This window comes from Mesorhizobium sp. M1169 (assembly GCF_040318345.1).
GTDB lineage: Bacteria > Pseudomonadota > Alphaproteobacteria > Rhizobiales > Rhizobiaceae > Mesorhizobium.
Genome location: NZ_JAMYME010000032.1, coordinates 57000 through 70577, shown reverse-complemented (window position 1 = coordinate 70577; position 13578 = coordinate 57000). Strand labels below are relative to the sequence as shown.

Sequence of the window (13578 nt, the reverse complement as noted above, 5' to 3'; positions counted from 1 at the left end):
CCGTCAGCTTCGTGCGCACCAAGTCGCGCGCGTGGATCGACAGCGGCGTCGATCATGCCTGGCAGGATCCCTACACGATCCAGGCGGTCGGCGACCTCCGCCTGCGGGCCAATGCGGCCGAGGCGGTTCTGGACAAGGCCGGCCTTGCGGTCGATCGCGCTGTGCTCGACGCCAACGATAAGACCGTCGCGGAAGCGCAGATCGCGGTTGCCGAATCCAAGATCCTCACCACCGAGATCGCCATCAACGCCACCAACAGACTTTTCGAACTCGCGGGCACGCGCTCGACATTGGCCGAGCACAATCTCGACCGGCATTGGCGCAACGCCCGCACCCACACGCTGCACGATCCCGTGCGCTGGAAATACGCGATCCTCGGCAACTATTACCTGAACGACGTCAATCCGCCGCTCCACGCCTGGAGCTGAGCGAGAACGCCGTAAAGTCACAAAGGACTGTTCATGAGCACTGCCATCCCCGACAGGATCAAGGTCCTGTGGTTTCTCCCGACCCATGGCGACAGCCGCTATCTCGGCACCTCCGAGGGGGGCAGGGCGGTCGACCTGCCCTATCTGACCCAGGTCGCCAAGGCCGCCGACGCCATTGGCTATTACGGCGCGCTGCTGCCGACCGGCCGAAGCTGCGAGGACAGCTGGGTCGTGGCGTCGGCGCTGGCGCCGTTGACGCAGCGGCTCCGCTTCCTCGTTGCGGTGCGGCCGGGCCTGCAATCGCCGACGCTTGCCGCGCGGATGACCTCGACGCTCGACCGCATTTCCGGCGGGCGCCTGCTTATCAACGTGGTCACCGGCGGTGACCCGGTCGAGAACAAGGGCGACGGCATCTTCCTCAGCCATGATGAGCGCTATGAGGTGACGCGGGAGTTTCTCGATATCTACAAGGCCGTGCTCAGCGGCGAGACCATTGCCTTCGAAGGCAAGCACTTCCGCATCGAGGACGGAAGGCTGCTGTTCCCGCCTGTGCAGACCCCGCATCCGCCGCTGTATTTCGGTGGCTCGTCGGAGGCGGCCAATGCGGTCGCCGCCGAGCAGATCGACAAATACCTCACCTGGGGCGAACCGCCGGCTGACGTCGCCGCCAAGGTCGACCATGTGCGCGGCCTTGCCGAGAAGGCCGGACGCCAGGTGAGTTTCGGCATCAGGCTGCATGTCATCGTTCGCGAAACCAATGACGAAGCCTGGGCCGATGCCGACCGCCTGATCAGCCGCCTGGACGACAAGACGATCGCCGAGGCGCAGAAGGTTTTCGCGCGCATGGATTCCGTCGGCCAGTCGCGCATGAGCCGGCTGCATGGCGGCCGTCGCGACAAACTCGAAATCAGTCCGAATCTGTGGGCCGGTGTCGGCCTGGTGCGCGGCGGCGCCGGCACCGCTCTGGTCGGCGATGCGGCGACGGTGGCGGAGCGCATCGACGAATACCGGCGCATCGGCATCGATACCTTCATCCTGTCCGGCTATCCGCATCTGGAGGAAGCCTATCGCTTCGGCGAACTGGTGCTGCCGCTGTTGCCGCTCGATCACGAAATCTCGACGCGGCCGACGGCGGTTAACATGGGCCCCTTCGGCGAAACGGTGGCCGGCGACCATCGCCCGTCGTCGCTGCGCGCGAGCCAGTCTTGAGCGCCAGCGAACCGATCATAGCGATTGTCGGCGGCGGCTTTTCAGGTGCGGCGACTGCGTTTCATCTGGCGCGGCTGCTCCCGGCCAGTGCATCCGATATCGTGGTCGTCGAGCCGCGCGAAAGGCTCGGCTATGGTCTGGCCTATTCGACGACCGATCCTTCACACCGCATCAATGTGCCGGCCTCGAGGATGACGCTGATCTCCGGCCAGGACAGCCACTTTGCCGACTGGCTGGAGCAGACCGGCGCCGTTCTGAATGACGCCGAGGCGATCACTACCAACGGCGCGGCCTATCCACAGCGTCGCGTTTTCGGCCGTTATGTCGAATCCCACCTTCAGCCATTTTTGCAAAGCAAGACGATTCGGCACGTCCGATCCGCCGTCGCGTCGGTCGAGCGTAACGGCGACGCATATCGCCTCATCCTTGCCGACGGCGGAACGCTCGCGGCCGATGCATTGGTTGTCGCAACGACTCATCCGCCGCCGGCCTTACCGCCAGCCTTGCGCGCTATAGCCGGCGCCGCCGGTCTGGTCGCTAATCCCTATGATCTCGAACGACTGGAAGCGATCGAGCGCGACCACCATGTCCTGGTCGTCGGCACCGGGCTGACCTCGGCGGACGTCATCGCCACTCTCGACCGCAGGAGGCATCGCGGCAGCATCACAGCACTTTCGCGCCATGGCTACCGCTCGCGCAGCCATGCAGCCTCGCGTGGCGATCCGATCGGCGATTTCACGACCCTGCCTTCACGCAGCGCAACGGCACTGTTCAGGCGCATCCGGGCCACGATCCTTGATGCCAAGCGTCGGGGCGAAGGCTGGCACCCGGTGCTCGACGCCGTCCGGCGACAGGGGCAAATCATCTGGCAGGCCTTGCCGCTCGCCGAGCAGCGCCGCGTGGTGCGCCATCTTCGCGCGCTGTGGGATGTGCATCGCTTCCGCATCGCTCCACAGATCGCGGCCGTGCTTGATCGCGGCGTTGCCGAGGGCAGGCTTGCCTATCGCGCCGCAACGATTGTCGGCGCCGAACAGGTCGACGGACGCATTTGCGTCAGGCAGCGGCTGCGTGGCCAACGCAGCCTCGTTGTCGAGGCTTTCGACAGTGTGATCGTGACGACCGGACCGGCGCACGCCGATATCTTGCGGACCAACACGGCGATTGCGGCGCTCGAGCGGATGGGATTGGTCCGGCTCGACCCGATTGGTCTTGGTTTGGAGACCGACAGCCAAGGCCGTGCGGTCGGCACATCCGGGCGCCCGACCGACAGCATTTTCGTCAGCGGGCCATTGGCGCGCGGCAGCGTCGGCGAACTGATGGGAATTCCCGAAGTCACCGCACATGCCGAGCGCATCGCCGCCGAAATTCACCAATGGTTGGGATACCAAACGGCGTTGCGTCGCAAGGCGTCGTGAAGCTGTGATTAGCATGAGTCTATTCAGATGACACTGACGGAACGCATCGCCAGGATTGAAAGCGCCTTCGAGGTTTATGAAAGCGCCATTGGTCGCAGTGCCGCTCCTGGCGCTTTTCGCGTTTGTCGCCGACGCCGCCGAAGTCGCCCAAGTTCAGGTGGAGAGACTGCGCGTTTGAGCGGAGTACGGTCTTCGGAGTTGGCTTCTCTGAGAGCACCGAAGTAGTCTAGGCGACGAGCTTGGCTGCGTGTGCCTTCAACTACTGTTGGCTTCTAACAACTCCAATCTGATGTCAGGGGGGTGACGCCTCTGGAAATTTGTCGATAACTGTGAGTTCGGATTTTGACGAGATCTTCACCATAAAGCGATGAGCTGCAATTTCTAGCGACGGCCGCGCTAGGGACGGGCCTCCAGCACCATGTTGAACGGCGTCTCCGTGGCGCGACGGAATCGCTTGAAGCCGCCGCCGGTCACCACCTTGCGTAGCCTCGCCTCGCCGGCCTGGGCGCCAAGCCCGAGCCCGACTTCCTGCGACAGGGATGCGGGCGTGCACACGAACGTGGAAGCGGCATAGTAAACGCGTCCGACGGGATTGAGGTTCGCCGCTAGATGATTATGCGCGAACGGCTCGACGATCATCCACGTGCCATCCGGCTTGAGCGACCCGTGGACATGGGTGGCGGCGCCCGCCGGGTCGCCCATGTCGTGAAGGCAATCGAAAAAAGCGACGAGGTCATAGGTGCCGGGGTAGGTCTTGGCGGCCGCGACCTCGAAGCGCGTGTTGGCGCCGACGCCGGCTTCCTCGGCGGCCTTGCGGGCGCGCTCGATCGAAGGGGCGTGATAATCGAAGCCGACGAAGCGCGAATTGGGGAAAGCACGTGCCATGAGCACCGTCGATGCGCCATGACCGCATCCGACATCCGCGACCTCCACGCCGCGTTCGAGCTTCTCGACTACGCCCTCCAGGGCCGGCAGCCAGGAGTCGATCAGATTGGCATTATAGCCTGGACGGAAGAACCGCTCCGTGCCGCGAAACAGACACGCGCTATGATCGTGCCATGCAACGCCCTTGCCGGACTGGAACGCTTGCCTCACCTTTTCTTCGTCGAGCCACAGCGCGGATAGGAACTCGAATGCGCCAGCCATGAAGGCCGGGCTATTTTCATCGGCGAACACCAGTTCCTGCTCGGCGTTGAGATAGAAATTGTTGTTGGCTTCATCGTAGTCGACATACCCCGCAGCCGCCTGCCCGGAAAGCCATTCCGTTACAAGGCGCTCCTGGGTGCCGGTGCGTGTCGAAAGTTCGGCGGCAGTCATCTTGCCGCCTTCGCGCAATGCCTCGAACAGGCCGAGTTTGTCTCCCAACAAGACTCCCGCGCCCGTAGCGATCGCACCGAGATCGCAGACCATTTTCTCCAAGAATGTGTCCAACTTTTGCTGACTCGCTTCAGACATCGGAATCTCCCTTTGGGCTCGATCTCTCCCGGTAAAAGCCTCACAAGGGGAGAAGAATGGCGAAATTGGAGCCCGGGCCCATCCTTTGGCGTCCACGCGCGGGCCGATCACCATAATGGCGGGTTCGGCCGAAAGCAGCTTCTTTGCCGCTGCCTCGACTTGGTCGATCGATGAGGGCGGCGCGGCGCTGGTGTAGCCGATGCCAAGACCCGACAAGCGTGGCTGCAATCGAACTGGAGGAATCCAGATTGTTGGTAGCATAGGTGCCGATCAGATAGTTCTTGCTCGCTTTTAGCTCGGCCTCTGTCGGCCCTGTTTCCGCCAACCCCCTGATCACGTGGCGTATCCGCCGAGCGTCTCGGCCGCCCTGTCGGCGCGCGTCGCCGTGGTCACGACAAGCGCATTGGAATGCTGGTAGTCTTTCAATCTGGAATGGATACCGTAAGCAAGGCCGCGCTTTTCGCGCACTTCCTGGAACAGACGTGAGGTAAATGGCGAGCCTCCGAGTATTTTGCTTATCAGCTGTGCGGCTTAGAATTCCGAGTCGCTGCGTCCGATGCCGGGAAAAACAAGCTGCAGCGAAGTCTGCGGCGGGTCGTAGGCGACCAATTACGCCGGCCGAGCTCGGGGCGACATCGGCCACCGGCGCGATCGCCTGCTTCTGAGGCAAATCGCCGACCGAGTCGTGGAGCCTTTCACTCAGGCCTTTGGCATCAATGTCGCCGACGACCGCTACGTGCAGCCCGTCACCGACGAAAGCGGCCTTGTGGAGGGCGCCTAGATCGACCGGCGTTATGCCGGCGAGGCTCTCCTTGGTGCCCCTCGTCCGGCCTCGAATAAGGATGCGTGCCGTAGATTCTGCGCCGCTTGGCGCGGATGCGGTCGACGGGCTCCTGGTCGAAGCGGGGGCTGTTAGGCGCGAGCCTGAGCAGATCGAAGGCGGCGTCCTTCCGTTCGGGCAGCATGCGCATCTGCCATAAATGCCGTCGCGCTGCGCGTCGAAGCTCATCTCGGCCCCGGCATGGTCAACCGTCGCCTGGAAGGCATCGCTGTCGAGATCGCCGGCGCCCTCGTCGAACAGGCCGGTCATCAAATTGGCCAGTCCCTCCTTGTCAGCCGAGTCCTGCGTGGTGCCGCCGTCGAAGACGAAGCGGATGGCTCCGGTTGTGGTGACGGGACGGACGATAAGCAAGGTTCGGGGCGAAGTGATTTGTTCCGCGGCGGCGGTATGTTTTGGTGAGGTGATCATGCGACGTCTTCTTTGGTCGGGCACGTGTTTGCGGATGATGATGCATGTACCGTGCCAAATGAGAAAACCATTTATACGCAGTCTGGTAGATCTGACCCTGCTACGTTGCGTATCCGACATTGTCGGAAATTGGACAGCGCCGAACGCGAAGCGGCTCGGGGCTTGTGACGATGCTTGCGCGTGCTGCTGCGGAGGGGGATATGAATGCGCTTCGAACTGGCGCGAGGCCTTCGAGGATGCCGGATTCTTAGCAAGGAGAAGTTGCTGGCGGACGACCGCCCATCCGAACCGTTTGGACGAGAATCACCCCTTAAACGGGGTCCTCATTCGGCACTCTCGCTGCGGCCACAGCCTAAGTTGCACCGACAAGGTGCGCCTGGAGCAGATCAATCTTGGCGCGGCCGTACGTTTGCCGCTTGATGAGTTTGAGCTTGGTGATCTGGCCTTCGGTCTAGCCATTCGACCACGGAGAGATGATGGCGTTGCGGACTGCGGCGATGTCCTTTTCGACCCTGTTTGCAAAGGAGCCGACGAGGCTTGCCTTCGCGCCGTCCAGCCGAGTGTCCAGTTTTGCGGCCGCCTTTGATCGGATCATCTGCTGAAAGTCGTCGATCAGCGTTCGCGCGATGACCGAGGTCAGGAACATTGCTCTCGATTGCCCCGATCAGTACAGCGTCCGATTTGGACAGGTCGTCACGCGCCAGCGTCATGAGCTTGGCCATGCTTCGTGCCGAAGGCGTGCGGGCAAGTGCGCTTTGATCGGTCCTTTCAGCAAGGCGTCTGCGCCGCGCCCATTCAGAGACGACGCCGATCTGGCCACGAAAGCCTTTCTTGCGCATTTCGCGCCAAGTCATGTGCTTGACCTGGCGGCATCGTCTTCGTCGAAATCGTTGCGTCCATTTCCATCCTGTTCCCTGGTTTCTGACCTTTACGGCTTCTCTGCTAGCCGCTTGACGGTGACCGGAAAACTTATCCGCCCGGTGCCGTCCATCAGTCGATTATGAGTCCCGATAATCAAGTCCGATATCCAAGATCGGCGCGCTATGGGTCAGCCAGCCGATGGAGACCAGATCGACGCCCGTCGCAGCAATCTGCGCAGCCATATCGAGCGTAATCCGGCCCGATGCTTCGGTGACCACCCGCCCGGCAACCATCGCCACCGCGTGGCGCAACTCATCGACCGACATGTTGTCGAGCAGGATAGCGTCGGGGGCGAAGCCAAGTGCCTCCTCCAACTGGATCAGCGTATCGACCTCCACTTCGATTTTGACGAGATGAGCTACGCTTGCTCGCGCCAGCCACGCTTGCGGCGGCAACGCTCGTCATCCGCCGCTCTATAACCCTCGACAAGGGCCTCAATGCGATTTCAGTCAAGATGCAATCTCTCCGCTCTCGAAGGCGAGAGACTGGCAAGGCACAAGCAGGAGCGACATTCCTATTTTGCCAGATCAGGACATTTCATAACGCTATTATGGAACTCGGCGGCGGTTTTCTAGCTGTTGCTTGGTTCTCTCCTGCCGCAGCTACGAAGTTGTGGATTCTCTCAGTAAACTGCGGTTATCGGGTTGAACTATGGTGCCAGAGTCAGAAACGACAGCACATCGCAATGCCACTGGGGGGCTGACCGACCCTTGTCCGTGGTGCCCAGTACGAGAAGACCAGGTTATTGCCCTGTTGGGCAAACCACAGCTCATTGGCGTCAATACCCGTCCGGAAGTCGAGCTCGTCATGTCGGTGAAGGAGCCGGATTCGACAATCGTATCCGACCCGTCCTTTATGCGTTCCAATTTCGAGTGCCTGTTTTGTGCGGTCTCCGGCCGTCGTTTGTCGACGACGTGAGTTCTATGTACCGACCTATCGAGCGAAGATAGGCAACGATCTCCGGTAGCAGGTGATCACGATCGCCAAACTCTTCCACGATTCTTTTTACCTTGCGCCAGGGTACCTTCCCGTCAACATCGCCCAGTGAATAGCCTAAGTGACCGATCGCACAGATATCACAGCCAGCCTCGATCACCTTGTCGACGAAGGCGGGAATCTCGCTCGCTTTCATTAGCCGCATGTTGCTGGTCATCGCAGATATCTCCGTTGGTGGTCGGCATGGAAATTGCGCCGACGCTCAAACGTGCTTGAATGCGCGCACCTTCGCTACCTGTGCACTTGCACAGCTTGTAGGCAGGCCTGCAGAAGGCGCGGATCGAGTGTTCCTGCGCATTTGTTCATTGTTGGCACCCCGGACACTCAACCGTGTTGCTAGAACAACCCACCTGCTCCGTTCCAACAGCAGCATTGGCCACCGGAACGCTCCCCTTGCGCGCACTGAAAGCCGGCGCTCAGGCAGTCGGAGTCAGTCATGCCGAGGCGCCATTTCCTTTTCCCCACAAGTCGCACGAGCCGCACGCGCTCTTTTCGCTCTGGAGTCCAGTAGGTTGGGTCTGGGTTGGCTCAATCGAGGGGATGGGCGTCTTTCCATTTAGCTATAGGCTAGGAAAAGCTCCTTAGATCCCGCAGTCAGGAGTCCACCAATCGGTCGAGATGGCTGCGAACCGCGTTGCGGGCGGGATTGGGTGCTCCGACGGATCGATACCCAATACCTGCGCCATTTGTTCTTCGATGGCATTATCGCCCCCCGCGTATAGCTAAGTGGTGTGTACAAACCTGATCTACACGACCTAGCGCGATTTGGAGCCAACCGGCCTGGGACCTGGGCGGCCGCCTCGCCGCCTCTGGCTCTGCGCCGCAAAATCGGGCCGGTTCCGCGTCCGCATCGAATGACGCCGGTTAGAGGTGGTCTCGGAACGGGGTGCTCGGCATTTATGATCCGACCGAGCGCCAGCGAGTGATCGTCGGCGGGCTGGACGGCGGCATCATGTTAGGGGACTACGGCCTCCAGGCGCGCGAGGAATGCCGAGACCTCGGCGCCGATGTCGGCCGGTTCAGTCACCGTGGGTGACGGCCTAGCTACTCCCCGATCATCCGCGATTTAATTCAAATTTGTCTGTAAATATTGACGATTGCGCGACCTTCACCTCGTAGACGGCAATGGGGTGGTTAGAGAGGGTCCTATGACAAGCGATTTTTCCGCCGCCCGAGTGCATTTAGATCGAGCGTATGACTACCTTTGTGGCGATGACCCGATGAGTCGAAGGGGACGCCAAGCCTTGGACCTGCTAATTGAGGCGGTTGCCGTCGAAGAGTTCAAGCAGCCACGCCAAAACGCGGAGGTGCTAAGGTTTCCGATTGGGCGCCGCTCCTGAGGCAATCTCCACGGCCGCCATGTAGCCTCAGGTGAGGCGCTCACCGGACGGTTGCGCCGCCACTATGAACCATGGTGAGCAAATCCTCCAGAAGGCCAAGAAGCCCGCCCCGCATGAGCCGAGGCGGGCAATAGAAAATGGGGTGCCCAAGCGCGTCCATGAAACAGCGCCGCAGGTAAAATTCAGCAGAATGTCCATCCTGGCGCCTTCAACGGCGATGCGCAGCCAGTTCTTGGGCCGGTAGGGCACGTTGTCGCGCGCATATGGCCGGGAGGAACCATCAGGCGCGACATAGGCGCGACAAAAGCCGAAGTGGCCCGTGTGGCGCGGCCACATCCAGTTATCCGTTTGGCCGCCGAAGTTGCCGATGCGGAGCGCGGGCGCATAGACGAGGCGCACGTCCTCAATTTCGAGCTTCTGGAGGAGATAGTAGGAGGCGCCGCCATAATGGGCCCCTACGTCGCAACGGTGATTGGGCTGTCCTTCACATGCGGCGATCAGGGCCTTTTTGTTCGTGGCGAGCCGCTCACAGCGGGCAAACCCGTTCAGCTTGTCTGAGAGGCTCTTGAGCATTTCGGCGGTCACATCCCGCATGTCCTCGATCACATAGATGCGGCTGCCGGGCGCCGCGGGCAATTCTTCACCCAGTTCAAGCTGTCGAGCGATCCACTGTTCGTCGACAAGGTTGGCGACATCGTCGGGCTCTACCTGTCACCGCCCAACAGGGCAATGGTTTTGAGCGTCGACGAGAAGAGCCAGATCCAGGCACTCGATCGGGAGCAACCGGTCCTGCCGATGATGCCGGGCGTGCCGGAGCGCCGGACCCATAGCTATGTCCGACACGGCACCACCTCGCTGTTCGCGGCGCTCGATGTGGCGTCCGGCTTTGTGATTGGCAAATGCTACAAGCGGCACAGGGCGACCGAGTTTCTGGACTTCCTCAAGCAGATTGACGCCAATGTGCCGCCCGATCTCGATGTCCACGTCATCATGGATACCACAGAACCGCGCTGGTCAGGTTTCTGTCGCGCCGGCCTCACTACCATGTCCACTTCACGCCCACATCGGCATCCTGGATCAATCAGGTCGAACGCTGGTTCGCTGAACTGACCCGAAAGCAGCTGCGACGCGGCGTGCATACCTCAACCAGCCAGCTCGAGGCCGATATTCGCACCTTCATCGAGCGCCACAATGAGAACCCAAAGCCCTATCGATGGACCAAGTCCGCGGACGAAATTCTCTCGTCCGTCAGGTGTTTAGGCCGAGCAGACCTTATGTGGCGAACTTTAGGTTCACATGACTAGCTAGCTGAAAACTTTGCAACACATCCCTTCGCAGTTGGGCATCATCTGCTCCGGCCGATCAATTGGCGGGGTTGAGCGATCGAGGCGCTCTTGCGCTCGATCCAGCCAGTGTAAATGTAGCGATCGGCCCGGTAGGACGAGGACGAAAAGTAAATAACCTGATCGGTCGCGTCGAAGGCGGTACGGTCGATTTGCAGTACCGCAGTGCCGCTAGGCACGTCGAGTGCCTTTGCCAGTTTGGCACGCGCGGTGCCGGCCCTTATCTCCTGCCTGGCTCGCGCCAGAGTCACACCAAGTTGCCGCTCGAGAATCTCGGTGAGAGAGGTGTCGGCAAGGTCCACTTTTTCGATCTGGCGCCCTATTGCCGCAGGAAGCGAAACCGTCTCAACAGCTACGACTTCGTCGTCAATCGTTCTCACGCGCTCGATGTTTAGTACTCGTTCATCGGTTGGCACATTAAGTGCGGTTGCAACCACGGCGTCAGCGGAACGCCAGTCGACCGTCACATGCCTGGTACCCGGCCGGAAGCCACGCGCTACCGCTTCTTCCGAAAATCCTGAAAAAGTGAGCAGGTCCCGGCCGATGTGACGCTTGGCAACAAACGTCCCCTTGCCAGCGCGTCGATAAAGCAAGCCTTCACCGACAAGGGCAAGCACCGCCTGTCGCACCGTATTGCTGCTGAGTTCGTGCTGTTTCATCAACTCCATCTGAGTGGGGAGCTGATCCCCAGCATTGAAGACCCCGCTCTCGATCTGAGACCGAATGATATCCGCGAGCTGAATATGAAATGGAGTTCTACCGGGCTGAACCATGCGGTCTCCTTAAGCCGAGATCACGCCTTGGCCGAAGAGATCGCCGAATTCGCCGGTCTGGGCGTCCGAGCCATAGGTACAGCCTCGCGCAGCTTGCCGATGACGATGGAGCGGTTTGCCCCGCTGTTCTCCGCGATCTGGCGCGCGGGAGCTTCGATGGCGCGCCGCACGATATCGGGGCCGTATCTCTGGTCGGCGTTGTCGGCGGCGACCGCCTCGAGTGCCTTGGCGGCTCTGAGCAGCGCCACGCCGCCGGGCAGGATGCCCTCCTCGACCGCGGCACGGGTGGCATGAATGGCGTCGCCGACCCAATCCTTGCGTTCCTTGACCTCGACCTCCGTCGAGCCGCCGACGCGGATGACGGCGACACCCCGGCGAGCTCGGCCAGCCGCTCCTGCAGCTTCTCGCGATCCAGTCGGAGATGGTCTCCTCGATCTGCGTCTTGATCTGGGTGACACGCCTCTGGATCTGCTCCTTCTTGCCGGCGCCGTCGACGATCGTGGTGTTCTCCTTCTCGACTGTCACCCGCCTGGCGCGGCCGAGCATGTCCAGCGCGACATTCTCTAGCTTGATACCGAGATCCTCGCTCATGGCGGTGCCGCCAGTCAGGATCGCGATATCCTCCAGCATCGATTTACGGCGGTCGCCGACCTCGAGGTCCAGTGGCTTAGGCTGGCCGGTTTCATTGCGTGCGTCAGGACCGGCGGCGATCACTTCGCCCTCCTGCAGCTTTTCCTTCGCGATGTCGGGAATGGTGATGCCTCGCTGGCCGTCTTCTCGTCGGCTTCGATGCGGCGGACGAGGATGCGGTCATCCAATGAACGGAACGTCATGTCGTTCTCCTTCAGGACAAACAGATTGCAACAGGCTACCCCGATTCGGACCGACAGGGCTTGGTGCAGGGCTCGCGCGACCCTTTTTCGGCATCGCGCGCACATGCGGATTAATTTTGCTCCGTTCTCCAAGAGTGGACTGGCCTATGAAGTTCCGACCCTTATGCCCTGCTGTGTTGATTGCGCCATGGGACGCATTGACCGTTGTCTCGATGCGGACGAGACGAAGTTTCACAGGGCCTATCCTGAGCCTATGAAATACGTCTTCGGCGCGTTCAGGGCCTGCGCTCGCGGGACATGGAGCTGAGGCCGTCTCCAGCAGCAAGGCGTTGAGTTCCTCCAGGTTCTTGAAGCGCAGCCTTGGGGTGAAAAAGCGCTCGCGCCCAGCCTGACCTGGTTCTCGACCCGACCCCTCTCCCAACCCGACGCTGAAGTGCAGGCCACCGGCTCGATAAGATAGTGGCCGATCCCAATGCATGGCCAAACAGCGGTATCGACGCCCTCATGCCATGGAATTCCCAGCGCTGAATGGCCTCAGCTCCCGCTTACGCTACATGCGGCGATATGCGCTTCATCTGATTGCCACGCGGCACCCGAGGACGGACGTTGGCAGGCTTGGTGTACGTTCAATGACGCGTTCGATTTGGGCCGCTGCATCAAGTCAATCGCTCGAAGACGACGTTGATGTCAGTCATTGCAGCAAGCCGGTATGATCTGCATTCCATTACATTGATGATCCGATCCCTATTGCCCTTTAGATAATGCTCGTTTGGCTCGCATTGGATGACAGCAGGTCTGATGCACTCGTAGTCAATGGCCTTGACGAGATCGTGATCCAGTCCTTCGCAATCGATCGATAAGAAATCGATCTTATTGGCATAAGGGGCCAGTAGTTCATTGATACCGATCGCGCTCACCTCGATATGTTCTCGGATACCTCCTATACCGTCGAAGTCCCCGAAACTTTCAACGTGTGCTTTATCCACCGACGAAAGCTCATGGGCGTTTCCGATGAAGAGCGTCGCAGACGCTTGCGGAGCGGGCAAGACAACGGATCGAACGAGAACGTCTTCCGGGCGAGCAGTCCTGATCAGCGCTTCCAATTCAGGATTGGGTTCAACCAGAACACCTCGCGCGCCCCGTTGGTACATAAGAAAGGTATTTGAGGTCGAGATGGGGTGATTAGCGCCGATCTCGACATAAAACACACTGGCCCAAGATCTTTGACTCTTGCAGAGTTTTGCAGCCAGAATTCCTTCGACAATAACGTCTTCTCCGGCTTGTGCGTAACTAGCCGGCGCGAAGTGCTTTATCCGAGAGTTCGGGAGATTGAGCCTAGTGACCTCTTGGTTTATTGACTGGTTTTCGAAGTGGGACAACATAGCTCGACCTCCAATGTATTGGACAGGGGACCGCTACGACCGGTTGTCGCGACGGCCCCTGCTCATAATCCCCGCAATCAGCGTGCCACGTGCCGAATGCGGTGCTCCTTACTCAACAAGAGTGAAACACGCGCGCCCGCTGGAATGGCCGCGACACTTTTGTCGGGTTCGCGACATCAGCGCCACCGTCCGGCGACTTCCCGAGGATGTGTTGCAAAGTTTTTGGTAACCAAG

Annotated in this window: 10 protein-coding genes and 5 pseudogenes; 5 read left to right on the top strand and 10 right to left on the bottom strand. The window is 60.5% G+C overall.

Annotation, left to right across the window (positions count from 1 at the left end; all coding sequences use genetic code 11):
- From NKH41_RS25260 to NKH41_RS25250, 3 genes are all read left to right on the top strand, one after another.
- On the top strand, positions 1-428 hold a 428-nt coding region (locus tag NKH41_RS25260), incomplete at its 5' end, for an acyl-CoA dehydrogenase family protein (RefSeq protein ID WP_352934518.1).
- Between the two features lie 33 nt (positions 429-461).
- Positions 462-1637 (top strand): FMNH2-dependent alkanesulfonate monooxygenase, encoded by a 1176-nt coding sequence (gene ssuD / locus NKH41_RS25255; protein WP_023722900.1) that lies wholly within the window; start codon positions 462-464, stop codon positions 1635-1637.
- Complete coding sequence (locus NKH41_RS25250) at positions 1634-3052, top strand: FAD/NAD(P)-binding protein (protein ID WP_352515797.1); 1419 nt, start codon at positions 1634-1636, stop codon at positions 3050-3052. Before ssuD ends, NKH41_RS25250 begins: the two co-directional genes overlap by 4 nt.
- Positions 3053-3448: 396 nt before the next feature.
- On the opposite strand, the gene NKH41_RS25245 is transcribed toward NKH41_RS25250, so the two are convergent.
- From NKH41_RS25245 to NKH41_RS25225, 5 genes and pseudogenes are all read right to left on the bottom strand, one after another.
- Complete coding sequence (locus NKH41_RS25245; RefSeq protein WP_031195349.1) at positions 3449-4507, bottom strand: class I SAM-dependent methyltransferase; 1059 nt, start codon at positions 4505-4507, stop codon at positions 3449-3451.
- 40 nt (positions 4508-4547) lie between these two features.
- Positions 4548-5756, bottom strand: a complete 1209-nt coding sequence (locus tag NKH41_RS34220) for a peptidase M16 family protein (RefSeq protein WP_502896266.1) — start codon at positions 5754-5756, stop codon at positions 4548-4550.
- Between the two features lie 352 nt (positions 5757-6108).
- Positions 6109-6294 (bottom strand): annotated as a pseudogene (locus tag NKH41_RS34215) (transposase); the annotation flags it as partial.
- 460 nt (positions 6295-6754) lie between these two features.
- Positions 6755-7051 (bottom strand): annotated as a pseudogene (locus tag NKH41_RS25230) (nicotinate-nucleotide diphosphorylase); the annotation flags it as partial.
- Positions 7052-7530: 479 nt separating this feature from the next.
- On the bottom strand, positions 7531-7830 hold the full coding sequence (locus tag NKH41_RS25225) for a Y4lK-related protein (protein ID WP_023722911.1): 300 nt from the start codon (positions 7828-7830) through the stop codon (positions 7531-7533).
- Between the two features lie 991 nt (positions 7831-8821).
- On the opposite strand from NKH41_RS25225, the gene NKH41_RS25220 reads away from it, so the two are divergent.
- Positions 8822-9013 (top strand): hypothetical protein, encoded by a 192-nt coding sequence (locus NKH41_RS25220; RefSeq protein WP_084642947.1) that lies wholly within the window; start codon positions 8822-8824, stop codon positions 9011-9013.
- 27 nt (positions 9014-9040) lie between these two features.
- Here NKH41_RS25220 and NKH41_RS25215 read toward each other — a convergent pair whose 3' ends face one another.
- The gene (locus NKH41_RS25215) at positions 9041-9649 is read right to left on the bottom strand and encodes a S46 family peptidase (protein ID WP_023721626.1); all 609 of its coding nucleotides are present in this window, start codon (positions 9647-9649) and stop codon (positions 9041-9043) included.
- A gap of 12 nt (positions 9650-9661) precedes the next feature.
- Here NKH41_RS25215 and NKH41_RS25210 point away from each other — a divergent pair.
- Positions 9662-10303, top strand: a pseudogene (locus NKH41_RS25210) (IS630 family transposase); the annotation flags it as partial.
- A 55-nt stretch (positions 10304-10358) separates the two neighbouring features.
- Here NKH41_RS25210 and NKH41_RS25205 read toward each other — a convergent pair.
- The 4 genes and pseudogenes from NKH41_RS25205 to NKH41_RS25190 all read right to left on the bottom strand — a co-directional run bounded on the left by NKH41_RS25205 (position 10359) and on the right by NKH41_RS25190 (position 13344).
- Entirely contained in the window at positions 10359-11129 is a 771-nt protein-coding gene (locus NKH41_RS25205) for a GntR family transcriptional regulator (RefSeq protein WP_023721624.1), read from the bottom strand.
- Positions 11130-11147: 18 nt separating this feature from the next.
- Positions 11148-11777: pseudogene (locus NKH41_RS25200) on the bottom strand (TCP-1/cpn60 chaperonin family protein); the annotation flags it as partial.
- 504 nt (positions 11778-12281) lie between these two features.
- Positions 12282-12424: pseudogene (locus tag NKH41_RS25195) on the bottom strand (IS21 family transposase); the annotation flags it as partial.
- Between the two features lie 194 nt (positions 12425-12618).
- Positions 12619-13344, bottom strand: coding sequence for an FkbM family methyltransferase (locus NKH41_RS25190; RefSeq protein WP_023721622.1), 726 nt, complete (start codon positions 13342-13344; stop codon positions 12619-12621).
- Positions 13345-13578 lie beyond the last annotated feature (234 nt).

Bases quoted from the DNA above. Each gene is read 5' to 3' on its own strand.
- ssuD (WP_023722900.1), top strand. From the start codon at position 462: ATGAGCACTGCCATCCCCGACAGGATCAAGGTCCTGTGGTTTCTCCCG.
- NKH41_RS25245 (WP_031195349.1), bottom strand. From the start codon at position 4,507: ATGTCTGAAGCGAGTCAGCAAAAGTTGGACACATTCTTGGAGAAAATG.
- NKH41_RS34220 (WP_502896266.1), bottom strand. From the start codon at position 5,756: ATGATCACCTCACCAAAACATACCGCCGCCGCGGAACAAATCACTTCG.
- NKH41_RS25225 (WP_023722911.1), bottom strand. From the start codon at position 7,830: ATGACCAGCAACATGCGGCTAATGAAAGCGAGCGAGATTCCCGCCTTC.
- NKH41_RS25220 (WP_084642947.1), top strand. From the start codon at position 8,822: ATGACAAGCGATTTTTCCGCCGCCCGAGTGCATTTAGATCGAGCGTAT.
- NKH41_RS25205 (WP_023721624.1), bottom strand. From the start codon at position 11,129: ATGGTTCAGCCCGGTAGAACTCCATTTCATATTCAGCTCGCGGATATC.
- NKH41_RS25190 (WP_023721622.1), bottom strand. From the start codon at position 13,344: ATGTTGTCCCACTTCGAAAACCAGTCAATAAACCAAGAGGTCACTAGG.